21 protein-coding genes are annotated in these 24,272 nt (G+C 42.9%); 19 read left to right on the top strand and 2 right to left on the bottom strand.

Features of this window, described 5'->3' with window-relative positions:
* The first annotated feature begins 197 nt into the window (after nucleotides 1–197).
* The 16 genes from NSA57_RS08720 (at nucleotide 198) to phnX (ending at nucleotide 18,273) form a co-directional block, all read left to right on the top strand.
* Entirely contained in the window at nucleotides 198–1,031 is an 834-nt protein-coding gene (locus NSA57_RS08720) for a transketolase (RefSeq protein WP_257464602.1), read from the top strand.
* Complete coding sequence (locus NSA57_RS08725) at nucleotides 1,024–1,953, top strand: transketolase family protein (protein WP_257464603.1); 930 nt, start codon at nucleotides 1,024–1,026, stop codon at nucleotides 1,951–1,953. The genes NSA57_RS08720 and NSA57_RS08725 overlap by 8 nt, the downstream gene beginning before the upstream one ends.
* Nucleotide 1,954: 1 nt before the next feature.
* The gene (locus NSA57_RS08730; RefSeq protein ID WP_173753219.1) at nucleotides 1,955–3,430 is read left to right on the top strand and encodes an FGGY-family carbohydrate kinase; all 1,476 of its coding nucleotides are present in this window, start codon (nucleotides 1,955–1,957) and stop codon (nucleotides 3,428–3,430) included.
* Between the two features lie 49 nt (nucleotides 3,431–3,479).
* Entirely contained in the window at nucleotides 3,480–4,526 is a 1,047-nt protein-coding gene (locus tag NSA57_RS08735) for an NAD(P)-dependent alcohol dehydrogenase (protein ID WP_022068309.1), read from the top strand.
* Between the two features lie 44 nt (nucleotides 4,527–4,570).
* Nucleotides 4,571–5,629, top strand: coding sequence for a substrate-binding domain-containing protein (locus NSA57_RS08740; protein WP_257464604.1), 1,059 nt, complete (start codon nucleotides 4,571–4,573; stop codon nucleotides 5,627–5,629).
* The gene (locus NSA57_RS08745) at nucleotides 5,619–7,118 is read left to right on the top strand and encodes a sugar ABC transporter ATP-binding protein (protein WP_257464605.1); all 1,500 of its coding nucleotides are present in this window, start codon (nucleotides 5,619–5,621) and stop codon (nucleotides 7,116–7,118) included. The genes NSA57_RS08740 and NSA57_RS08745 overlap by 11 nt, the downstream gene beginning before the upstream one ends.
* Before the next feature lie 16 nt (nucleotides 7,119–7,134).
* On the top strand, nucleotides 7,135–8,121 hold the full coding sequence (locus NSA57_RS08750) for an ABC transporter permease (protein WP_022068306.1): 987 nt from the start codon (nucleotides 7,135–7,137) through the stop codon (nucleotides 8,119–8,121).
* Nucleotides 8,122–8,397: 276 nt separating this feature from the next.
* Nucleotides 8,398–10,152: an IS1096 element passenger TnpR family protein gene (locus NSA57_RS08755; RefSeq protein ID WP_257464606.1), complete on the top strand. Its 1,755-nt coding sequence runs from the start codon at nucleotides 8,398–8,400 to the stop codon at nucleotides 10,150–10,152.
* 63 nt (nucleotides 10,153–10,215) lie between these two features.
* Nucleotides 10,216–10,494, top strand: coding sequence for an acylphosphatase (locus NSA57_RS08760; RefSeq protein WP_022068304.1), 279 nt, complete (start codon nucleotides 10,216–10,218; stop codon nucleotides 10,492–10,494).
* Between the two features lie 24 nt (nucleotides 10,495–10,518).
* Nucleotides 10,519–11,271 carry an EFR1 family ferrodoxin gene (locus tag NSA57_RS08765; RefSeq protein WP_257464607.1) on the top strand — a complete coding sequence of 251 codons (753 nt, stop codon included), beginning with the start codon at nucleotides 10,519–10,521 and terminating at the stop codon, nucleotides 11,269–11,271.
* A gap of 30 nt (nucleotides 11,272–11,301) precedes the next feature.
* Nucleotides 11,302–11,559: a hypothetical protein gene (locus tag NSA57_RS08770; protein ID WP_138270902.1), complete on the top strand. Its 258-nt coding sequence runs from the start codon at nucleotides 11,302–11,304 to the stop codon at nucleotides 11,557–11,559.
* Between the two features lie 147 nt (nucleotides 11,560–11,706).
* Nucleotides 11,707–12,579, top strand: a complete 873-nt coding sequence (locus tag NSA57_RS08775) for a MurR/RpiR family transcriptional regulator (RefSeq protein WP_257464608.1) — start codon at nucleotides 11,707–11,709, stop codon at nucleotides 12,577–12,579.
* 179 nt (nucleotides 12,580–12,758) lie between these two features.
* The gene (locus NSA57_RS08780) at nucleotides 12,759–13,532 is read left to right on the top strand and encodes an ABC transporter ATP-binding protein (protein WP_022068300.1); all 774 of its coding nucleotides are present in this window, start codon (nucleotides 12,759–12,761) and stop codon (nucleotides 13,530–13,532) included.
* Entirely contained in the window at nucleotides 13,532–16,213 is a 2,682-nt protein-coding gene (locus NSA57_RS08785; RefSeq protein WP_257464609.1) for an extracellular solute-binding protein, read from the top strand. The genes NSA57_RS08780 and NSA57_RS08785 overlap by 1 nt, the downstream gene beginning before the upstream one ends.
* Before the next feature lie 76 nt (nucleotides 16,214–16,289).
* A complete protein-coding gene (locus NSA57_RS08790; RefSeq protein ID WP_257464610.1) occupies nucleotides 16,290–17,387 on the top strand; it encodes a 2-aminoethylphosphonate--pyruvate transaminase in 1,098 nt (365 codons plus the stop codon).
* 112 nt (nucleotides 17,388–17,499) lie between these two features.
* Nucleotides 17,500–18,273 (top strand): phosphonoacetaldehyde hydrolase, encoded by a 774-nt coding sequence (gene phnX, locus NSA57_RS08795; RefSeq protein ID WP_257464611.1) that lies wholly within the window; start codon nucleotides 17,500–17,502, stop codon nucleotides 18,271–18,273.
* Between the two features lie 19 nt (nucleotides 18,274–18,292).
* Here the strand turns inward: phnX and NSA57_RS08800 are convergent, their stop codons facing one another.
* Nucleotides 18,293–19,534, bottom strand: a complete 1,242-nt coding sequence (locus tag NSA57_RS08800) for an MFS transporter (protein WP_147598809.1) — start codon at nucleotides 19,532–19,534, stop codon at nucleotides 18,293–18,295.
* Nucleotides 19,535–19,850: 316 nt separating this feature from the next.
* Between NSA57_RS08800 and NSA57_RS08805 the strand changes: the two genes are divergently transcribed.
* From NSA57_RS08805 to pyk, 3 genes are all read left to right on the top strand, one after another.
* Nucleotides 19,851–20,468 (top strand): DUF3877 family protein, encoded by a 618-nt coding sequence (locus tag NSA57_RS08805; protein WP_171026641.1) that lies wholly within the window; start codon nucleotides 19,851–19,853, stop codon nucleotides 20,466–20,468.
* 7 nt (nucleotides 20,469–20,475) lie between these two features.
* Nucleotides 20,476–21,213: a tRNA threonylcarbamoyladenosine dehydratase gene (locus NSA57_RS08810; RefSeq protein WP_022067731.1), complete on the top strand. Its 738-nt coding sequence runs from the start codon at nucleotides 20,476–20,478 to the stop codon at nucleotides 21,211–21,213.
* 101 nt (nucleotides 21,214–21,314) lie between these two features.
* A complete protein-coding gene (gene pyk / locus NSA57_RS08815) occupies nucleotides 21,315–22,745 on the top strand; it encodes a pyruvate kinase (RefSeq protein WP_257464612.1) in 1,431 nt (476 codons plus the stop codon).
* Nucleotides 22,746–22,975: 230 nt separating this feature from the next.
* Here pyk and NSA57_RS08820 read toward each other — a convergent pair whose 3' ends face one another.
* A complete protein-coding gene (locus NSA57_RS08820) occupies nucleotides 22,976–24,268 on the bottom strand; it encodes a chloride channel protein (protein ID WP_257464613.1) in 1,293 nt (430 codons plus the stop codon).
* Between the last annotated feature and the right edge of the window lie 4 nt (nucleotides 24,269–24,272).

Here is a 24,272-nt window from a genome sequence, read left to right on the forward strand (position 1 = left end):
AAAATACTATAGATCAGTGTTTTTTTTATGTTGAAATACAGAAAAATAAGTCGAGGATGATAAATATTTATCAAATATAACTAAAATAAAGTAAAAATAATTTAAAAAACTATTGACATTTACACATGGGGGGGGGGGTAAAATACAAATAAATAAAAACTTAATAAAACTTAATATAATTTAGAGAGGAGGATATTATGAATCAGTTATCTGCAATGGCCTATGAGCTTAGAGAAGATGTTATCGATATGATAGTGGAGGGAAAAGCCGGGCATATTGGCGGAGACATGAGCGTTATGGAGATTCTGACAGAAATTTATTTCGATCAGATGAATATCAGCCCTGAGAATATGAATGATCCTGAAAGAGATAAGTTCGTTTTAAGTAAGGGACATTCTGTTGAAGCCTATTATGCAGTACTGGCAAGAAAAGGATTTTTTGATATTAAAGATGTAATAGCGCAGTTTAGTAAATTTGGGACAAAATTTATCGGACATCCCAATAATAAACTTCCCGGCATTGAAATGAACTCCGGCTCTCTGGGACATGGACTTCCAGTAAGTGTAGGAATGGCACTTGCAGGGAAGATGGATAAATCAGGATATCGTGTTTATACGGTTATGGGAGACGGAGAGCTGGCGGAAGGGTCTGTATGGGAGGGCGCAATGGCAGCTTCTCATTATAAACTTGATAATCTCTGTGCTGTAGTAGACAGAAACCGTTTACAGATTTCCGGCAATACAGAAGATGTAATGGCACATGATGATCTTCATGAAAGATTCCGGGCATTTGGCTGGAATGTCATTGATGTTAAAGATGGAAACAGTATACCTCAGCTGAAAGCGGCTTTTGATGAAGCTAAAACAGTGAAAAATAAGCCTACGGTAGTAATAGCAAATACTGTAAAAGGAAAAGGCTCCGAAACTATGGAAAATAAAGCCAACTGGCATCATAAGGTTCCGTCACCGGAAGAGGTAATACAGATTAAAACTGATTTGAGAAAAAGAAGGGAGGCGCTGATCCATGGCTAAAATTGCAAACAAACAGGTAATTTGTGATGTACTGATGCGGGAGGCAGAAAAAGATAAAGATATTGTTGCTCTTTGCAGTGATTCCCGGGGAAGCGCTTCTTTTTCAAAATTTGCAGAGACGTATCCGGAACAGTTTGTAGAAACAGGAATAGCAGAACAGAATCTGGTAAGTATTTCCGCAGGACTTGCGAAATGTGGAAAAAAACCATATGCTGCTTCGCCGGCCTGCTTTTTATCTACCAGAAGCTATGAACAGTGTAAAGTAGATGTGGCATACTCAAACACAAACGTAAAACTGATTGGGATCAGTGGAGGAGTAAGCTACGGGGCTTTGGGAATGAGCCATCATTCTGCGCAGGATATAGCAGCCATGTCAGCCATTCCCAATATGAGAGTCTATCTTCCAAGCGACAGATTTCAGACAGAAAAGCTGACAGAGGCGCTTCTTAAAGATGAAAAACCTGCTTATATTCGTGTAGGACGAAATGCTGTTGAGGATGTGTATGAAGAGGGCAAGATACCTTTTGAGATGGATAAGGCAACAGTAGTAAGAGAAGGAACAGACATTGCAATTATTGCCTGTGGTGAAATGGTGAAACCGGCCCTGGATGCAGCAGAGCTTCTTGATGAAAAAGGAGTCAGTGCATCAGTTATAGATATGTACTGCCTGAAACCGCTGGATAAAGAAACGATCATCCGTGTTTCTTCCAATGTAAAGGCTGTAGTTACCGTTGAGGAGCATGCGCCGTTTGGGGGACTGGGATCTATGGTAAGTCAGGTTACAGGCGAACATTGTCCTGTAAAGGTGATCAATCTTTCATTACCTGATGAGCCGGTTATTTCCGGAACATCAAAGGAAGTTTTTGATTATTACGGACTGAATGCACAGGGAATTGTAAAAAAGGTAATGGAGCTGATCTGATATGGGGAAATATTTAATAGGAATCGATCAGAGTACACAGGGAACAAAAGCACTGCTTTTTGATCAGGAAGGGAATCTGATCAAACGTACTGACAAAGCTCACAGGCAGATCATAAATGAAAAAGGCTGGGTTTCTCATGATCCGGAAGAGATTTACAGAAATACTCTGGAAGCTGTAAGGAATCTGGTTCAGGAATCCGGTATTCCGGCAGGTGATGTTGTGGGTGTGGGAATCAGTAATCAGAGAGAAACTTCCCTTGCCTGGGACAGATCAACAGGGGAACCGCTGGGACAGGCAATTGTCTGGCAGTGCGCGCGAGCTGTTGATATCTGTGAAAGAGTGGAACGGGCAGGACAGGCAGAAGCAGTCAGAAGCCGCACGGGTATTAATCTGTCTCCTTATTTTCCGGCATCCAAGATTGCCTGGATCCTTGAAAATGTGGAAGGAGCAAAGGAGAAAGCAGATTCAGGAAATATCTGTCATGGAACAATTGACACCTGGCTTATTTATAAACTGACCGGAGGAAAAGAATATAAAACAGACTATTCCAATGCGTCAAGGACACAGCTTTTTAATATTTTTGAGCTGAAATGGGATCAGGAGATCTGTGAGCTTTTTGGGATCAACCCGGATAATATGGCAGAGGTATGTGATTCAGATTCCTGCTTTGGCGAAACGGATTTTAACGGATTTCTGCCTCATCCGGTTCCGATACACGGAGTTCTGGGAGATTCACACGGAGCCTTATTTGGACAGGGATGTCTGAAACCGGGAATGACGAAATCCACTTATGGAACCGGCTCTTCTATTATGATGAATATTGGAGAAAAGCCTGTTTTGAGTACCCATGGAGTGGTGACCTCTCTTGCATGGAGTATGAACGGAAAAGTAAATTATGTACTGGAAGGCAATCTGAATTATACAGGGGCAGTGATCACATGGCTGAAAGATGATATGAAGCTGATCTCATCTCCCGGAGAGACCCAAAAACTTGCGGAAGAGGCGTCAAAAGATGATAAAACTTATCTGGTTCCTGCATTTTCAGGACTTGGAGCTCCTTACTGGGACAGTCGGGCAACAGCGGCAGTTGTAGGGATGACAAGAACTACAAAAAAGCCGGAGCTGGTAAAGGCCGCAGTAGAGTGTATTGCTTATCAGATCACAGATATTGTCAATGCCATGAGCGAAGATGCAGGAGTAAAGGTTGAGGAATTAAGAGTAGACGGAGGCCCAACCAGAAACAGTTATCTGATGCAGTTTCAAAGCGACATGACACGGGCAGCGGTTCAGGTGCCGGATGCGGAAGAACTCTCAGGAATGGGACCGGCTTTTGCAGCGGGAATTGCGTTAGGGCTGTGGGATGAAAATATTTTTAACAAGCTGAACAGGACAAAATATGAACCTGAAATGAATGAAAAAGAAGCTGAGCAAAAGTATCTCGGATGGAAAAAAGCAGTTGAACGGGTACTAATGTAAACGGAGAAGAACTTAAATAAATAATTATGACATAAAGGAGAAGAACATCATGGAAGGAAAAATGAAAGTATGTGTATTAACCGGTAAACAGAAACTGGAATGGGTAGAACGTGACATTCCTCAGCCGGGAAAAGGAGAGCTTCAGATCAAGCTGGAATATGTAGGAGTATGTGGTTCAGACCTTCATTTTTATCAGGAGGGACAGCTGGCTAACTGGACTCTGGATGGGCCTCTGGCTCTGGGACATGAGCCGGGCGGAGTAGTAAGCGCAGTTGGCGAAGGAGTAGAAGGATTTAAAGTAGGAGATAAAGTTTCTATTGAACCGGCAGTACCCTGCGGCGAATGTGAAGACTGCAGAAAAGGAAATTATAATCTCTGTAAGAATATCAGGATGCTTGCAATTCCGGGAGAAAGAGACGGAGTAAATGCAGAATATTGTGTGCATGATGCAAGCATGTGCTATAAGCTTCCGGATAATATGGATACGCTGGAAGGGGCATTGATCGAGCCTCTGGCAGTTGGAATGCATGCAACAGAATTGTCAAATGCAAAGGTGGGAGAGACTGCGATTGTTCTGGGAAGCGGATGTATTGGTCTTTGTACTATTATGAGCCTTAAGGCAAGAGGCGTCAGCGAGATTTATGTTGCAGACGTAATGGACAAACGTCTGGAAAAGGCTCTGGAAGTAGGCGCTACAAGAGTATTTAACAGTAAACGTGAGAGCATTGAAGAATTTGCCAAAACACTTCCGGGAGGCGGCGCAGATCAGGTTTACGAATGTGCGGGAAACAGAATTACAACACTTCAGACCTGCAGACTGATCAAACGTGCAGGAAAGGTCACACTGGTTGGTGTTTCTCCGGAACCGGTTCTGGAGCTGGATATTGCAACTTTGAATGCAATGGAAGGAACTATTTATTCTGTATACCGCTACAGAAATCTCTGGCCAAAGGCGATTGCAGCAGTTTCTTCCGGTCTGATCCCGGTCAGAAGCATTGTGTCTCATGAGTTTGATTTTAAGGACTGTATTGAAGCTATTGAATACAGCCTGAATCATAAGGATGAAGTCATCAAGGCAGCAGTTAAATTCCAGTAAAGAAAAACAGCATATAAAAATAAATGTACAGGGAGGATTTTAAGATGTTAAGAAGAAAAATGATGGTTATGGCAATGGCAGCAGCAATGATCGGAACAATGACAGGATCTGTGAATGTATATGCGGCAAAGGCAGGAGACAGCGCTACAGGTAAAACTGAACTGGCAGACGCAGATTTCGATACAAGTTATGAACCGAAAAAGGATAGCTACAAAATTTACTGTACATACAAAAATATCCACAGCTGGTACGATGCAATTAAATGCGGCGTTGATGCGGCAGTAGCAGATTTTGCAGAAAAAGGCGTGGAAATCGATTATGAATGGTATGGACCTGCAGAGCCGGACGCAGTGGATCAGGTAAATTCCATTGAAACAGCCATCGGACAGGGATATGATCTGATCGCTGTTGATGTAAATCAGCCGGAGACAACAGCAAAGGCTGTGGATGAAGCAGTGGCAGCAGGAATCCCGGTTGCAACCTTTGCCAGCAGTGATATTGAAGACTGCGACAGAAGCTTTTTTGTAGGAAATACAGATAATTACGGCGATGGCTGCGCTCTTGCAAAAGCAGTGTGCGAAGAGATGGGCGGTAAAGGACAGATTGCGATCCTTTCCGGAACAATGGGAGCCGCATCTCATGAAGAACGTCTCCAGGGATTTAAAGATACGATTGCAGAATATCCGGACATTGAGATTGTAGACGAGCAGAGAGATAACGATGCAGTAGAAAAAGCAATCAGCATTACAGAATCCTGGCTTCAGGCATATCCGGATCTTGGCGGAATCCTCTGCAATAACATGTCGAATCCGGTTGGCGCATGTCAGGCAGTGAAGGATGCCGGTAAATCAGGGGATATTGTAATCGGAGGTATGGATCATGATCTTCGTACTCTGGAATATCTGAAAGACGGTACACTGTTTGTGGCACAGGTTCAGAACTGCTACGACATGGGATATAAGCTGGTTTATAACGCAGTAAAGACAATTGACGGAGAAGCAGTAGAGGAAGAGGCTACAAATGTCGGATCCACTTCCGTTTATGCAGACAGCGCAGATAAATATATTGAAATGTTATATGGAGAAAGTGCAGATGCAGAATAATACAGAGAAGCTTCTGGTTGAAATGCGGGATATTGTAAAAACCTTCCCGGGAACAAAGGCTCTTGACGGTGTGACTTTAAAGCTCCGCAAAGGAGAAATCCATGCACTGGTAGGTGAAAACGGAGCGGGAAAAAGTACTTTAATGAATATTCTTACCGGACAGTTTGCAATGGACAGCGGAGAGATGATCATGGAGGGAGAACCGGTCAGGTTCTCCTCTCCCAGAGAAGCAATGAGAAAAAATATTGTTCTGGTACCTCAGGAATTGAATCTTGTACCAGAAGCCAGCATTGCGGAAAATATTTTTCTGGGAAATGAAGTGATGGAAAAAAAGCTGATCAACTGGACAAAGACCCGTCAGGAGGCAGAGAGACTTCTTGCGCTTCTGGATGTTCAGACAGATGTTTCTCAGCCGGTAAAGCTGCTTTCGGCAGCGTATCAGCAGCTTGTTTCTATTGCCCGGGCGCTTGCCTATGATCCAAAAGTATTGATTTTGGATGAGCCTACAGCGGTTTTGACCAATCGTGAGACAGAAAGTCTCTTTCAGTCCATGCAGAGGCTGAAAAAAGGCGGCACAGCTATGGTATTTATTACTCATCACCTGGATGAGGTTATGGAACAGGCAGACAGAATCACTATTATGAAGGACGGATGCCTTGTAAAAGAAGTCCATGTCTCTGAAATCACAAAAGAAGAAATGATTAATCAGATGGCTGGGAAAAAGGTACAGATTACGGGTAGAGTCCAGAGAAAAGTTTCCGATGAAGTGTTTTTTGAGGCCAGAAATCTTTCCAGAAAAGGGGAGTTCCAGAATGTAAGCTTTGAAATCCATAAGGGAGAAATTCTGGGAGTTGCCGGTCTGGTAGGAGCTGGCCGTACAGAAATTTTTAAGAGTGTTTTTGGCATTACCGAAAAGGAACCTGGCGGTCAGACTTTTATTGAGGGAAAAGAAGTACATATCAAATCCCCTATAGATGCGATCAGATATGGAATGGGCTATGTTTCGGAAGAACGCAGGCATGATGGTATTGCTCCGGATATGTCTGTTATGGAAAATACGATGCTTCCATCTTATGACAAAATAAAAAAACACGGTCTGATCGATTACAGACAGGCGATTGAGACAGCTGAAAAATATATTAGTTCCTTCAAAATTAAAACAGCATCCAGAGAAACACTGATTAAGAATCTGTCAGGAGGTAATCAGCAGAAGGTTATTGTAGCGCGCTGGATGGCAAAGGGGATTAAAATGCTGATCCTTGATGAACCTACTCGTGGTATTGATGTAAATGCAAAAGGAGAAATACACCAGCTTATCCGTGATCTTGCAGACAATGGAGTATCAGTTGTTGTAATTTCTTCAGAGATGGAAGAGGTTATGGCTTTATCTGACAGGATTATGGTTGTTCATCAGGGTAGAATCAGCGGCTACATCACAGATGTGGATTTGATCACACAGGAGGATGTGCTGAAAGTAGCTTTTCAATAGGAGGTAAAACAGCAAAATGGACAGGATAAAGAAATTTTTTAAATCCACGGCTGGCATGGTTCTGATCGTAACGATTCTGGTTGGCATTATCGTACATGCCACCACAGGAAACTTTTTTACGGCGTATAATATCAGTACACTGACAAGAGCTGCATCCTTTGTAATTATTGTAGGATTTGGACAGACGATTGTTCTTCTGACTGGCGGAATCGACCTGTCAGTGGCAACTATCGGTTCTGTGTGCGGTATGGCGGGGGCTATCTTTATGGTGAATTATGGAATCAATCCATATCTTGCCATTGTGATCGCCAGCCTTCTGGGAATTGTACTGGGAGCAGTAAATGGATTTTTTATTGCATATTTTAAAATGACACCATTTATTGTAACTCTGGCAACTATGCAGATTTATAAAGGTATTGTATACGTTATTACAAAAGGTATGCCGATCACGGGTATGCCGGAATCAGCAGAAAAACTTGCAAATGGAGTGATTGGCGGCGTTCTTCCAAACATTGTAATTATCATGGTTATTATCTGCGTGATTCTTACAGTCATATTAAAAAGAACAAAGTTCGGACGTTATGTATATGCTTTGGGCGGAAACAGAAGCTGTGCAAAAATTGTAGGTATTCCTACAGAACGTATTGAGATGATGGTATATTGTCTCAGCGGACTTCTCTCTGCCATTGCAGGTGTGCTGATGGCATGTAAACTGGCATCCTTCCAGGCAAGTATTGGCGAGAGCTGGCAGATGGATTCTATTACAGCTTCTGTTCTGGGCGGAACATCTATGGCCGGTGGAATTGGAAATGTGGTAGGAACTATCATTGGTGGTGTTTTAAGCAGTGTTATCAGTACCTGTATTACATTACTTCGTGTATCTTCTTACTGGGAGACGATCGTTACAGGCGCGGTAGTTCTGATTGCTGTACTGATTGATGCAGTGAAAGACAATCCGGTCATTAAAGCAAGGATAAAAAGAATCTTTACAAGGAAGGCATAAAATCAGTAAAAACATGCAGATAACTGACACAGGGGATATTTATTCGGAAGGATAGATATTCCCTGTATTTTTATTTAATCCCTGTTTTATGCGTTGTCCTGCAAAACCCTGTTGTGTGTTTGGGCAATATGAAGTAGAATAGAGAAAATGAGAAGGAGACATAAAGGGCAAAATGCCATCGCCAAAGGCGATATGGAATGCATTTTGCCCAAGTTGCTGTAAATAGAATGAACAGTAACAAAAGATAACCAGAAAGACAGATACAGGAGAGAAAACATGGAATTTTATCAGCTTAAAATTATAAGAAAGGGAACAAAACCGCCGGTTTGGAGAAGATGTCTTGTTCCTTCTAATATTACCTTTGCTCAGATGGCAGCAGTCCTGGAAGAAATCCTTGAGTATTCATTTACTGACAGATATGAATTTGAATTTTATCAGGAAAAGGTTCATGTAAGAGAATACAGAGAAGATGAACCTCAGGTGACTTCTTATCAGTATGATTTTTCAAATGCTTCCAATACATTTGTAAATGACCTGTTGGATAAGATGACATGGTTTACCTTCCGGGTAAAGACGAATGAGCAGAAACTGCCGGAATACAGGGCAGAGGTGGAAAAAAAGCTTCCTGCAGTCAGTGAGGATGGAGGGGCTCTTTGTCCTGTGATTATGAAAGAAAAAACAGGCGCAGAGGAAGAGTTCTGGTCGGATACAGAGCAGAAAAATAAACGTCTGGCGGAGCTGTTCACACTGGAGGCAGGAGAGCCGGATTACAGAATCAGTAAAGAGATTCATGAGGACATCTGTCAGGGAAAAGCATCTCTGATTTTCAGCGAAAATGCGGAAAGCAAAACAGAAAATAATAAAAAATGTACCGATTCTCTGTTAAAGGATATGGCAGAGACGGTAACAAAAGCGCTTTTTAAAGAAATGAAAAAAACAGCCGAAAGCAGAAATCCAAAGGTTGCAGAGTATCTGCAGGCATATGAACAGGAGGATCTGGTTTTTCTGGCCGGAGAGCTGGGGATTTCCGGGGCTGAGAAACTTGATAAACAGGAACTGGCAGGACGGATCGCCGAAGAGATCCTGAAGCCTGAGGTTATGGAAAAGGAGCTTCTGAGACTGAATGAATGGGAATTTCAGGCTTTTGAAAAAGCAATGAAAAAAGGTCTTTTCCATGTAGAGGAAAATGAATGGACAGATCTGGAATGGGCCAGCGATATCGGATATCTGGCAGTTTATGACGATGGATATGCAGAGGTTCCTTCAGAGGTTTCTGCTGTTTTTGAAAAGATTTGTACATCGGAGTTTTGTGAACTTCAGAAAAAAAGAAGCTGGCTGAGCGCATGTCTGGTAATGGTTGAATATCTTTACGGCACAGCTCCTGCAAGAGTTGTATACAGAATGTACCGCAGAAGAAGAGAATGCAGAGTAAGCTTTGAGGAATTTACAGAATTATTCCGGTCTGTTCCGGAAGAGGAAAATATCTGTGTACTTGACGGCGACAGGATCAGCCTTCAGGGATTGCTGGAAGAAAAAGAAATCTATCGGATGCTGCTGAAATACCAGGGAGACAGAGAGTTTTATGTTCCTTCAGAGGAGGAGATTGTTGACTGTACATTCAATGGTTATCCTTCTAAGCAGCCGGTTTATAAAAAAATCAGACAGTTTCTTGAACAGGAACTGGGAATGCCGGAAGAACTGGCAGAAGCCTATCTCTGTGAAATTTACAGAGTATATTATACAGGTGGACTTATGTCAGAGGCAATGGAACAGCTGAACAAAAACAGAGTTATTTTTGAAACAAAGGATCAGGCAAGAGAAATGGCAGAGCTTCTGGTGGAAGCTTACAGTAAAACCAGAAAAGTACAGCTGTGCGGACATGCGCCGGAAGAAGAACGAAATCCGCAGTTTCCTGGAACGTTCCAGAGTAATATACTGGTGAATGAGGAAAAGAATAAAAAGGTTTACCCAAATGATCCGTGTCCCTGTGGAAGCGGAAAGAAGTACAAAAAGTGCTGTGGAAGGAACTGAGAGAGCGCTGGTGGTGTATCAGCTTTTCAGAAAATAAATGTTGAGGAATATGGAGAGGATGCTATGGGGACAAAAATACGCAGGGGATTTTCGTTTTGGGGAAGAGTCCAGGGAGTAGGCTTTCGATACAAAATGTATTATCTGGCACAGAAATATAATGCAACAGGCTGGGTACAGAATGAATGTAACGGCTCTGTAACGGCGCAGGTTCAGGGAGAAGAGGTTTCAATTGACATGATCCTTCAGGCTCTGTTTCATGACCGCTACATCAGCATAGAACAAATGGATGTAAAAGAGCTTCCTCTGGTGGAGGATGAAAGAAAATTTTCCATGAGGAACTGAACGGACAGAAAGGAGCAGGTCCAGATGATTTTTTATTTTTCGGGAACAGGAAACAGCAGATTTATCGCAAAGAGGATCCAGGAGAAAACAGGGGATGAAATGTATTCTCTGAATGAAGCCATAAAACAGAAAAAAATTTTCTCCGGAAAAACGCCGGAAACAGCAGTTTTTGTAGTGCCTGCTTATGCATGGAGAATTCCGGAAATTGTGGAAACCTGGATTCGAAAGTCGAAATTTGACATAGGAATGAAAGCATATTTTGTTATGACCTGTGGAGACGGAATCGGAAATGCTGCAAAATATGCCAGAAAGCTTTGCGAGGATAAGGTTTTTACCTATATGGGCTGCGCGGGGATTCTGATGCCGGAAAATTATCTTGCCATGTTCCGGGTTCCTTCAGAGGAAGAGGCAAAAAATATCATTGCAGATGCGGAGCCGAAGATCCGGCAGGTTGAAGAGCAGATACTTGCAGGAGATCCTCTTACAGAAGAACCGGTCAGTATGCTTGGTGCGGTGTGCAGCGGCCCCGTAAATCTGCTCTTTTATCCACTGTTTGTGCATGCAAATAAATTTAATGTGGATAACTGCTGTACCGGCTGCGGGAAATGTGTAAAAGTCTGTCCGCTGAATAATATACAGCTTGTGAATGGACGGCCTCAGTGGGGAGACAAATGCACTCACTGTATGGCGTGTATTACGCAGTGTCCTGCAAAATCTATTGAATATGGGAAAAAATCACTTGGAAAGCCACGCTACCGCTGTCCTTATGAAAAATAAAAATGTCTGATCATATAAGGAGGAAATTACATGGAAGAATTATATAAAGCAATAGAAGAAAAAATAAAAAGCTGCGGATATCCCAGAGCGATTTCTGGAGAAGCGGTTTATGAGGATATCTGCGATCAGATTGACGGTAAGGAAAATGGTTCCTATGTTTTATTGTCAAAATTTGAAGATGACGCAATTTTTGAGTACCACATCACTGTGATGGATCAGGACTTTAATCTTGGTATTCTTACCATGCGTCTGCCGGAGGGCGTTTTTGAAGTAAATTTTGACGAATAAAGGCAGAAAGAAATAAAAATCCGGCAATTTTACAAAGATTTAACAACTCCGTGTAAGAGACCTTTATTTCAGGTCTGATAAAATGATAAAAAAGAAAATTCTGCGAAAAGCGTTATTTTCTGTAGAATTTCTACAAGGAGTTGTGAAATGAAAAACAGGATCGCTATTTTAATAGAAGAAAAATACGGGGATATGCGTTCGTCGGAAAAGCAGGCGGCAGATTATGTGCTGGCGCATATGGATAAGGTTCGGGAGCTTTCTCTGGAAAAGCTGGCCGCAAACAGCGGAGTCAGCCAGCCTACGATTGTAAGGATGACCAAAGCTTTGGGATTTAAAGGCTATAAGGAATTCCGATATGCAGTGGTAGAACAGCTTGCAGGAAGCAGGAAAGAGGACGGCAGGGCAAATCCTATGTACGGGTATAACCTCAGCAGAAAGGATCGTCTGGAGGATATTCCGGGAAAAGTGGCAGTGACATCTCAGATGATGATGGAGGAAACGCTGAAAAATCTGTCATCGGAGGTGTTTAAAAAGGTGATCGGCGCATTGAAAAATGCCCGGATCATAGATATCTACAGTGTGGAAAATTCAAATGCAGTGGCGTCTGATCTTTTGACAAAGCTTTTGTATCTTGGGCTTTCCTGCAGACATTTCGATGATTATTATCATCAGAAGATCAGTGCGGGAAATCTGACTTCTCAGGATGTGGCAGTGGGGATTTCCTATTCCGGATATTCCAGAGATACGGTAGAGGTCATGAAAGAGGCGAAAAAAAGCGGAGCAGTTACCATTGTAATCACAAATTTCAGGGATTCTCTGATTACGAAATACGCAGATCTGGTAATCTGCACCAGTCAACAGCAGCTTTTTTACGGAGACGCTATTTTTTCCAGAACAGCACAGATGATGATCGTGGATATGATCTATATGGGCCTGATCGTTTCCGATTACGACCGTTTTTGTACAGTTCTTGATAAAAGCAGCAGAGGGGTCCGCGATAAGGCATATTCTTCTTTGTAAGTTTACTACATTTTGACAGTGTAAAGACTTTGTTAAGTTTACAAGCGCTTAACAAAGTCTTTATTTTTTCTTGATTGAGAGGGCTGTAATACTGTTGCTATAATGACGGTGTTTCAGGACAGACAGGTAAATGTTCGATAGCAGAACGGGTGAAAAACAGTCCCGAGAAGGAGAAGAATATGTTAAAACTTGAGAATCTGAAAAAGGTATATGACGGTGTTACAATCCTGGAAAATATCAATCTGAATATTGAAGACGGAGAAATTATTTCTATATTAGGACCTTCAGGATGTGGAAAGACAACTTTATTAAATCTTATTCTGGGAATTGCTGAGGCAGACGGAGGACATATTGTTTTTAACGGTCAGGATATTACAGACGTTCCAATGGAAAAGCGGGGATTTAATATTGTCTTTCAGGATTATGCCCTGTTCCCGAACCTTAATGTATATGAAAATATTACGTATGGATTAAGGAACAATCCGGGCATTTCTACAGAAGAGGAGGTTCAGGAGCTGATAGAACTTCTTGGACTGGAAGAGCATCTGAACAAAAGAATCGATCAGCTTTCCGGTGGTCAGAAACAGAGAACCGCACTTGCAAGAACAATGGTAATGAAGCCCAAAATCCTTCTTTTGGACGAGCCTTTAAGCGCTCTTGACGGTGTGATCAAAGAGTCGATTAAAGATAAAATCAGGGCGATCGCAAAGGATTATAATCTGACTACGATTATTGTTACCCATGATCCGGAGGAGGCTCTTACTATTTCCGATAAAGTTCTGATCCTTGAGAAAGGCGGAATCTCCCAATATGGAAAGCCGTCTGAAATCATTACTCATCCGGAAAATCCTTTTGTGAAAAAGTTTATCCTTAATCAGCTTGAGATTAAAAGAAATAATATTTATATGCTGTTTGCCAATACCATGCTGAGCCAGCAGGAGGTTTCGGCCTGATGGCAGGGGCAGGCAAAAAAATGAACGGAAGAAATAAAGAAACAAAGCTTATTTTTCTTGCAGTAGCTCTGCTGTTCGGAGCGTTCCTTGTGGTTCCGGTGGCAAGACTTCTGGCGAAATCTTTTCTTGGAGACAGTGGTATTACAACTGCTTTTTATAAAGAGGTCTTTGGCTCCAGAGGCTTTATAACAGCTATGGGAAACAGCTTTCTGATTGCAGGAACAAGCGCTCTGGTCACTACTTTTCTTGCATTTCTGATGGCTTATACCGTTCATTATACAAATGTAAATAAATGCTTTAAGAAGCTCATTGAAGCTGCCGCAGTGCTTCCCATGCTTCTGCCAACCATTACTTATGGATTTGCAATTATTTATTCCTTTGGAAGAGAAGGACTTCTTACAAAGCTTCTGGGAAAGCAGCTGTTTTCCATTTATGGATTTAAGGGACTGCTTCTCGGCTATGTGATTTATACTCTTCCGGTATCTTTTGTACTTCTGTCAAATGCAATGGCATATATTGACAAAAAATTTATGACAGTGTCCAGACTTATGGGAGATAAGGCATTTGCCACCTTCCGTATGACTGTGATGCGTCCTCTGATGGGAACTCTGGCAGCATCCTTTGTTCAGGCGTTTTTCCTGAGCTTTACAGATTTTGGTATTCCTGCAGCGGTGGGAGGAGAATTTGAGGTTATTGCAAGCGTTCTTTATGATCAGATGCTTGGAAGTGTACCGGATTTTAATAATGGCGCAGTTGTTGCAATGGTTATGCTGATCCCTTCTGTGATCAGTATCGGAGTTTTGAAATATCTGGAAAAATACAATGTCAGATATAACAAAATCTCTCAGGAAGATCTGAAAAAAAGTCCTGTAAGGGATGTTGTTTTTGGAATACTTTCTGTGGCGATCTGCATTTGTGTGCTTTCAGTTTTTGCAGTGATCTTTGTAATTCCTTTTGTGGAGGAATGGCCCTATGAGATTCATTTTACACTGGAAAACGTACGGAATGTGCTGCGGGATAAAGAGCTTTCGAATGTGTATCTGAATTCCCTTTATGTGGCTTTTTATACAGCAGTTTTTGGAACGCTGCTTGTATATGGAAGCGCTCTGGTTACAGCAAGAAGCAAGGTGAGCAGAAGGTTTAAACAGATTATTGACGGTATCGCAATGGTAACAAACACAATACCGGGAATGGTTCTGGGGCTTGCATTTCTGTTCTGTTTTTCCGGTACCGGTATTCAGAATACATTTTTGATCATGGTGATCTGCAATATGATTCATTTCTTTTCAACGCCGTATCTGATGATGAAAGAATCTCTTGCAAAGATGAATGCCTCCTGGGAAACTACAGCCATGCTCATGGGCGACAGCTGGATCAAAACGATCCTGAGAGTTGTTACACCCAACGCCATTTCAACCATAATCCGGGTGTTCAGCTATTACTTTATTAATGCAATGGTAACCATCAGTGCAGTGATTTTCCTTGCCGGAGCCCGCACGATGGTGATTACAACAAAGATCAAACAGCTTCAGTATTACAATAAATACAATGAAATTTTTGTTCTTTCGCTGCTGCTTCTTTTTACAAATATTGCAGCAAAGGCATTGTTTGGATACCTTGCTTCCCGTAAGTCAAAAACTGCAGAATATTCATTAAAAAAAGCAGGAAATGTTCAGTTGGTTTCGTCGGGGATCCGAACTGCAAAAAGGATCATAGCTGTGGCTGTGGCAGCGATTCTGGTGATTTCCGCAGTTTCTCTGGGAACAGGCGGACGCAACAGTGACCTGGTAGTGATTTATTCCAATGGAGATGACGAGGCGGTTGAGGCCATGAAAGAATCGCTTGATGCAAATGGATACCGGGGAAAATATATCATGCAGACTTTTGGTACATCAGAGCTGGGAGGCAAGCTTCTGGCAGAAGGAAAGAATCTGGAAGCCGATCTGATCACAATGAGTACCTTTTATATTGACAGCGCTCAGGAGCAGAATCAGATGTTTAAAGATCTGACCTTTCCGGTGAATACAACAGAAGAGTTTCCTTCTTACTGTGCTCCTGTAACAGCTCAGGAGGGAGCGCTTATCATAAATACAAAAGTAATGGAATCATCAGGACTTCCTGTGCCGGAATCCATTAAAGATCTGGCAGATCCTGTTTACAAGGACATGATTTCTGTTACAGATGTCTCTTCTTCATCTACTGCCTGGCTGCTTTTGCAGGCACTCATTGACGCATACGGAGAAAACGAGGCAAAAGAGCTTCTCACCCGGATTTATGAAAATGCAGGGCCTCATATTGAGGATTCCGGATCAGGACCACTGAAAAAAGTCCGGGCAGGAGAGGTTGCCATCGGCTTCGGCCTGCGGCATCAGGCAGTGGCAGACAAGAAGGCAGGACTTCCTGTAGATTATATAGATCCGGCGGAAGGAAATTTTTCCCTTACAGAGTCCGTCGCAGTGTTGGATAAGGGATCAAAAAGAGATAAAACAGCCATGGAAATGGCACAGTGCATAATCGAGAACGGGAGAGAGAAGCTTCAGGAAACATACCCCAATGCTCTCTATAAAGATGAGATAACAGATCCTGAAAATGCTTCTGCCAATCCTGAGGTATTTAATCAGAAACTGACAGTTGAGCTTCTGGAAAAACATCAGAAACTGTCTGAAGAATGTAAAAAATAAAGAGCTTACACTAAGTCTGTATCTTGGCAGACAGTGAAAAATAAACACAGATCAACAGATAAAAGGAGAACTGAAAATGAAAAATTATAAACTGCTTACACCGGGACCTCTTACAACCACAGATACTGTAAAAGGGGAGATGATGTTCGACCATTGTACCTGGGATGACGATTATAAACAGATCACACAGGAGATTAGAAAAGAGCTTCTGAAACTGGCTCACGTATCAGAAGAAGAGTATACGGCAGTGCTGATGCAGGGAAGCGGAACCTTTGGTGTGGAATCTGTTCTCACAAGTGTGATCGGAAAAGAGGACAAGCTTCTGATCGCGGCAAACGGCGCATACGGAGAACGAATGGCAGATATTGCGGAGCACGCAGGAATGGATTATGTGATCTATAATGAACATTATGATCAGGTTCCAAAGGCAGAGGTGATCCGGGAAATGCTGGAAAAAGATCCTTCCATTACCCATGTTGCCATGGTACACAGTGAGACAACCTCCGGTATCCTTAATGATATTGAAGCGGTAGGAAAAGTAGTAAAGAGCATGGGAAAAGTCTTTATTGTGGACGCTATGAGCAGCTTTGCAGGAGTGGATATTCCGGTAAAGGACTGGGGAATCGACTTTATCATCAGCAGTGCAAATAAATGTATTCAGGGCGTGCCGGGATTTTCATTTATCATTGCAGACAGAAAGCTTCTGACAGAAAGTAAAGGAAAAGCAAGAAGTCTTTCTCTTGACCTTTATGATCAGTGGAAAACCATGGAAGTGGACGGTAAATGGCGCTTTACATCTCCTACACATGTGGTTCTGGCCTTTGCCCAGGCTCTGAAGGAACTGAAAGAGGAAGGAGGAATACCGGCGCGCAGCAGACGATACAAAGAAAACAATCAGCTTCTGATCAAAGGAATGAAAGAGCTTGGAATCCACCCGTATATTGACGGAGAGCATCAGGGACCGATTATTACAACCTTCTTTTATCCGGAGAATTATGATTTTAAATTTGCAGATATGTATACTTATATCAAAGACAGAGGTTATGCAATTTATCCGGGTAAGGTAACAGAGGCGGAAACTTTCCGTATCGGAAACATTGGAGAAATCTATAAAGAGGATATTGAAAGGGTTGTAAATCTTGTAAAAGAGTTTCTGGACAGTACAGGAAAATAAGGACTGTACGGAGGCATACAGAAATAAGATCCAGGGGATATCAGGGACAGGATTATCCTGCATCCGGACATTCCCGGATCAGATTTTATAAGAATCATCAGGAGGAATGAAGATGAAACAGTTTGAATGTGTGATATTTGACTGGGCAGGAACAACGGTAGATTATGGATGCTTTGCGCCGGTTCAGGCATTTGTGGAAGTATTTAAACATTATGGGATCGAACCTACTATGGAGGAGGTTCGTGAACCAATGGGGATGCTGAAAATCGATCATATCCGTACCATGCTCAATATGCCCAGAATAAAAAAATGCTGGACAGAAAAGTATGGAAATGAGCCCGCAGAAGAGAATGTGAAAGAGCTTTTTGGGATTTTTGAGGAAAAGCTTCTGAGTATTCTTCATATGTTTGCAGATCCGAAACCGGGTGTGCCGGAGGTAATAAGCCGTCTTCGTACAAAGGGCTATGCCATTGGTTCGACAACAGGATATACAGACAAAATGATGGAGATTGTAGCTCCGGCTGCAAAAGAAAAGGGTTATGAGCCGGACTGCTGGTTCAGCCCAGATTCCACAGAACAGAAGGGCCGCCCCTATCCGTATATGATATACAGAAATATGGAAAAGCTTGGAATTATGGATGTAAGAAAAGTAATAAAGGTGGGAGACACGGTTTCTGATATAAAAGAAGGAAAAAATGCGGGCGCATTTTCCGTGGGAGTAATTGTCGGAAGCTCTGAGCTTGGACTTTCTCAGGAAGAATTTGAGGCTCTTTCCTGGCAGGAGCAGCAGGAAAAATGCAAAAAAACAGCACAGCGTTTTCTGGATGCAGGAGCGGATAAAGTAGTTTATACACTGGAAGAGCTGGCAGAATTTCTGGGGGCATAACGCCCCCGTTTTTTTATTCTTATTTCAAAGGTGTTTTATCTGCTTTCAGGAAAAAGAAAATTCCGATCAGAAACATAACAGAAAGAGCGCCCACGCCCAGGTTTACGCTGCCGCTGAGCTGGCTTATGAGAGAAACAACCATAGTTCCTGCAAAGGCGGCTCCCTTTCCGCAGATATCGTAGATTCCGAAATATTCACCGGATTTGTCCGCAGGAATGATCTTTACAAAATAAGATCTGGACATGGACTGAATGGCGCCCTGGAAAATTCCCACAACAACAGCCAGAATCCAGAACTGATACTGTTCCTTGAGAATGATCCCGTACAGGGCGATCAGAAAATAAGCTCCGATAGAAACAGTGATCAGCCGTGAAGCGCTGACCTTTCCCGCCAGTCTGCCAAAGATCAGAGCAGCCGGAAAGGCTACGATCTGAGTTACCAGAAGAGCAAGGAGAAGTCCTGTAGAGTCAAGGCCAAGAGCGGTTCCGTAAGCAGTTGCCATATCAATGATCGTATACACACCGTCAATATAAAAGAAAAAGGCAATCAGGAAAAACAGGATTTTTCTGTTGTTTTTCAGTTCGGAAAAAACTCCTTTCAGACGGCGGAAGCTGGCAGCCAGGTTGTTGCCGGAAGCTACTGACTGGTAATGCTTCTGCCGGTAGTTTTTCAGCAGAGGAAGGCTCATTACGATCCACCAGACAGCTACCAGAAGGAAGGAAATTCCCATGGCTGTTTTCATGGTAAGTCCGATCTTATCATAAAAAAGTACAAGCATCAGGCTTAAAATAAAAGGAATGCAGCTTCCGATATATCCCCAGGCATAGCCCTGGGCAGACACCTGATCCGCCCGGTCATCGGTGGTAACATCCGGAAGCATGGAGTCATACACAACCAGGCTTAAAGAGTAGGCTGATTTTGCAATTACAAAAAGCAGCAGAAACCAGATCCAGGACTGAGTGAATCCAAGAAAAACACAGCCTAAAGCTCCAATCAGAAGAGAAACCAGGAATATTTTTTTCCGGCGTCCTTTTGTGTCAGAGGCAGCGCCAAGTACAGGACCCAGAACTGCCACAATGATGGTAGCAGCAGAGGTGGCATATCCCCAGTAAGCCAGATAATTTACTTCGGAAATGCCTGCCTGATCTGCCAGATAATTAAAATAAATAGGCATGATCGTAGCGATCAGAAGGGTAAATGCCGAATTTCCCACATCATAGAGAATCCATTTCTTTTCCATATCGTTCAGCTTAAACTTCATAAATATCCTCCTTGGGGCAGCGCTTTGACAGTAGCCGGCTGAAGCTGCCGTTTCTTTTTTATATTTTATCAGATTTCTTACAGGATAGCACGAAAATTTGTAGATATTGAAAAGAAAAAGTCAAAACAATGTAAAATGGCAGCTGTCTATACGACAATTACAGGATTCTTGTGAACGGAATACAGATATGATATAATACATACCTGAATAATAGGCTGAAAGAGAGATAAAAATATCGGTTTTCACAGGTATGGAACACAGGAGGTTCATAAGTTTCTGTCAATCTGGGAAAACTGATTTTATGGAGAATGCGATCATGAAAAAACAAAGACTTATAAAAAATATTACAGATCAGATCAAGGAAGCGCAGATGAAACTGGGATTTGTCCGGGAAAGTATCAGGCTGTATTTTCCCTGGGACTCCTTTATGGTTCTTCTGGGAGAAACTCTGGAGGAAGAAGGTTCAGGCATACATTCAGAGGATAAACTATTTCCGGCTGACGGGAATTGCTCCGAGACAGAAAGGAAAAAGCAGAAAAGAAGGATCCTTAATGAGCTGAATGGTTCAGCCGGGTTTGGGACCGGAGGACTGGGACAGGTTTCTTTCCGGGAAAGCAGAGGAAGGGTGGAGGTTACCATTCCCCCGGAAGGGGCGGAGTACGTTCACCGGGAGATTTCAGACCCGCCTTTTCTGAAGGCTGTGATTGAGCTTTTCGGGACCAGCCATAATCCTTCCGTGGATGACGTCTGCGCCTGCTTTGCTGAGTTCAGTCCGGATTATGTGTGCTGTAAAATACAGGATAATGATTTTGATTATGTTTTGTACTTTCAGGATGAAGAGATCGATCCTTATTATTACTGTATAAAAATGGAAATGGGACATACGGTTTATCATCGTTTTATAAAAGAAGATTACGAAAAATTAGTGGGGTAAAGGAATTATGGCAAATCAGTTTTCGAGAACAGAGCTTCTTTTCGGGGAAGCGGCAATGGACAGACTGGCGCAGTGCCGTGTGGCGGTTTTCGGCATTGGAGGAGTAGGCGGATATACGGCAGAGGCCCTTGCAAGAAGCGGTATTGGAGAGATTGATCTGATTGACAGTGATACGGTAAGTCTTACGAATCTGAACCGGCAGATCATAGCATTGAGAAGTACGATAGGAAAATATAAAGTGGATGTAATGAAGGAGCGTATCCTTGATATAAATCCTGATATAAAGGTACATGTGCACAAGTGTTTTTATCTGCCTGAAACAAAGGATGAATTTGATTTCAGCCAGTATGACTATGTGGTAGATGCAGTAGATACAGTGACAGCCAAGCTTCAGCTTGTTGAAGAAGCCAATGCAGCGGGAGTTCCTGTTATCAGCAGTATGGGAGCAGGAAACAAGCTGGATCCCACAGCCTTTCAGGTGGCTGACATTTATAAAACATCCGTGTGTCCTCTTGCAAAAGTCATGCGCCGTGAACTGAAAAAACGGGGAATAAAAAAGCTGAAAGTGGTTTATTCTCAGGAACTTCCGGTCATGCCTTCTCAGGAGGCGCTTAATTCTTACAGTGAGGAGCAGTCCGAGACAGCCCCTAAGAAACGGTCCGTTCCGGGATCTGTGGCATTTGTTCCATCTGTGGCAGGACTGATCATTGCAGGAGAGGTTCTGAAGGATCTTATAAATTTTTAGATGATTCTACGATTTTTTTACATAAATTTGCTTGTGTAAAATATGGTTTCTGTTATAAAATAAATCTATATTTCGTAAAAATTTGAGAAGGAGAGTGTGATATGCGCAAAACAAAAATTATTTGTACTATGGGTCCGTCAACTGATAAAGAAGGAATACTTGAACAGCTTGCCATTGAAGGTATGGATGTTGCAAGATTTAACTTTTCTCATGGTCCCCATGAGGAACAGAAAGGCCGTCTTGAAAGATTAAAGGCGATCAGAACAAAGATCAACAGACCCATTGCTGCGCTGCTCGATACAAAAGGACCGGAAATCCGGATTCAGGAATTTGCAAAAGGCAAGGTTACTGTAACAGAAGGCCAGAAGTTTATTCTGACTGCAGAGGATATCCAGGGAACAGAAGAAAAGGTATCTGTGACCTATAAAGATCTTTATAAGGATGTAAAGTCCGGCGACAGTATTCTGATCGACGATGGTCTGATCGGCCTGAAGGTTGAAAAGATCCAGGGAACAGAAATCCACTGTGTGGTAATAAACGGAGGTGTGATTTCCAATAAAAAGGGCGTGAATCTTCCAGGCGTAAATGTGAACATGCCGTTTATCAGCAAAAAAGACAGAGAGGATATTCTTTTTGGAATCAAAGAGGGCTTTGACTTTATTGCAGCTTCTTTTACCAGAACAGCAGAGGATGTGCTGGAGATCCGTAAGATTCTGGATGAAAACGGCGGTCGTGACATTAATATTATTGCCAAGATTGAAAATCAGCAGGGCGTTGATAATATCGACAGCATTATGGAAGTGGCAGACGGAATCATGATCGCCCGTGGAGATATGGGTGTGGAGATTCCTCTGGAAGACGTTCCTGTTATCCAGAAAGAGATCATTAATAAGGTTTATAATGCAGGCAAACAGGTAATCACAGCAACTCAGATGCTGGATTCTATGATGAAAAATCCAAGACCTACCCGTGCGGAGACAACAGACGTGGCAAATGCCATTTATCAGGGAACAAGCGCGATCATGCTTTCCGGTGAGACTGCAGCAGGAAAATATCCGGTAGAAGCTCTTCGGACCATGATAAAGATTGCCCTTCGTACAGAGAGCGATATTGCATATAATAAAGAATTTAACATTCTTTCCAGAGATCATGGAACTACCACAAACATGACGACAGCGATTTCCCATGCAACCTGTATGACTGCCATTGATCTTGGCGCAAAAGCTATTATTACAGTCAGCCGTTCCGGAAACACTGCAAGAATGGTTTCCAAATACCGTCCGGGCTGCATGATCGTAGGATGCTCGCCGGAGGAACATACATGCAGACAGCTGAACATGTCCTGGGGCATCACGCCGGTTCATATTAAAGAAGAGTACAGCATGGAAATCCTTCTGCTCCACGCTACAGAGGCGGCAGAAAAAGCCGGTTATGTAGAAAAAGGCGATGTGGTCGTTCTGACAGCAGGAGTTCCGCTGGGGCGTTCCGGAAATACGAATCTTATTAAGGCTACAGTAGTAGGAGAGTATTGATCTTAAAATTTTATCGGCAGAAGTTTTGATGTAGCCGACGTAAAAAAAGCCGTGAAATTCATCCAGGCGCAGGGACTGGAATCATCTGATGAGACAGATGTAAAATAGTCTTTCCTGTTAAGTCAGGATAGCTGGCGGGCAGCGAAATAACTGCACATAAAGAGAAGATAAAAAACATCTCCGCCCAGAACAGGGGAGTAAAATCCCGGTTCCGGCAGAGATGTTTTTTGTTACTTGGTGTGCCTGTTAATATATCGTGCCTTATATTTTGAGTACACAATGGTCTGATCCTTATAAAGTCCGTAATACCCGGAAACAGCATAGCTGATGGAGACTGCGATCAGGTAATAGGAAACGCCCTCAAATCCAAACAGTTCAAAGGCAATGAGGATGGAGGTAATGGGACAGTTGGTAACGCCGCAGAACAGGGCTGCCATTCCGGAAGCAGCGCATAAGGAAGGCGAAAGTCCTACAAGCTGTCCCATAATACAGCCAAAGGTAGCGCCGATACAGAAGGAGGGAACAATTTCTCCTCCCCGGAAGCCTGCTTTCATGGTAATTGCAGTAAGAATCAGCTTCCTCAGAAAATCAAAGGGTCTGGCCTGTCCTTCCTCCACTGCTTTTTCAATGAGCCCGTTTCCTGCGCCCATAAAATCTGCTGACTGGAGAAGAAGGGTGATCACAATAATAGCTCCGGAGGCTGCGACAATACGCAGATAGGGATTTTTCAGGAAACGGGAATAAAACTGTCCAATGCCTTTCAGGGCAACGCAGAAAAGAATACTTACGATCCCGCAGCCAACTGCCACAAGAAGCATTTTCAGCCCGGAAGCAACAGAAAGCTCAGGAATCCCGGATACATGAAAGCTTTCCGGATGGATATCGAAGCTGACTGCAAATCTGGCGGCAACCAGAGAGGCGATCACACAGGGTAGGAGAGCCGCATAGTACATAACCCCTACGCTTACTACCTCCATGGAAAATACAGCGGCAGCCATGGGCGTACCAAAAACAGCAGAAAAGGCGGCGCTCATGCCGCACATTACAATCACATGTCTGTCCTCTTCATCAAGACGGAACCAGGTGCCAAGCTGATTGCCGATACTTCCTCCAAGCTGTATGGCAGCGCCCTCACGTCCAGCGGATCCTCCTGTAAGATGCGTCAGAAGAGTGGAGACAAAGATCAGAGGAGCAGACCGCAGAGGAACATCATCCTGTGAACGGATAGTAGAAAGCACCTGGTTGGTGCCTCCGTCATCCTTTCCGAATTTCTGATACAGGAATACAATACACAGACCGGAAATTGGAAGCAGAAGAAATACCTGGAGATTCTGCATACGAAAATCCGTGACAAATTTCAGGGCTCTTGCAAAGACGCTGCTTATGGCTCCTACTGCCAGACCTGTAAGGACAGCCAGAAGAAGCCATTTTGCAAGATTTGACGCATCCCTCCATATTCGTCTGGCATAGAAGCGAATCAGACGAAGGCTTTTATTTTCTCTGTTTTTCTGTGTCGTATCCATGATT

Origin of the sequence: Blautia caecimuris, from assembly GCF_024622975.1 — a bacterium.
In the GTDB taxonomy this organism is placed as follows: Bacteria; Bacillota; Clostridia; order Lachnospirales; family Lachnospiraceae; genus Blautia_A; species Blautia_A caecimuris.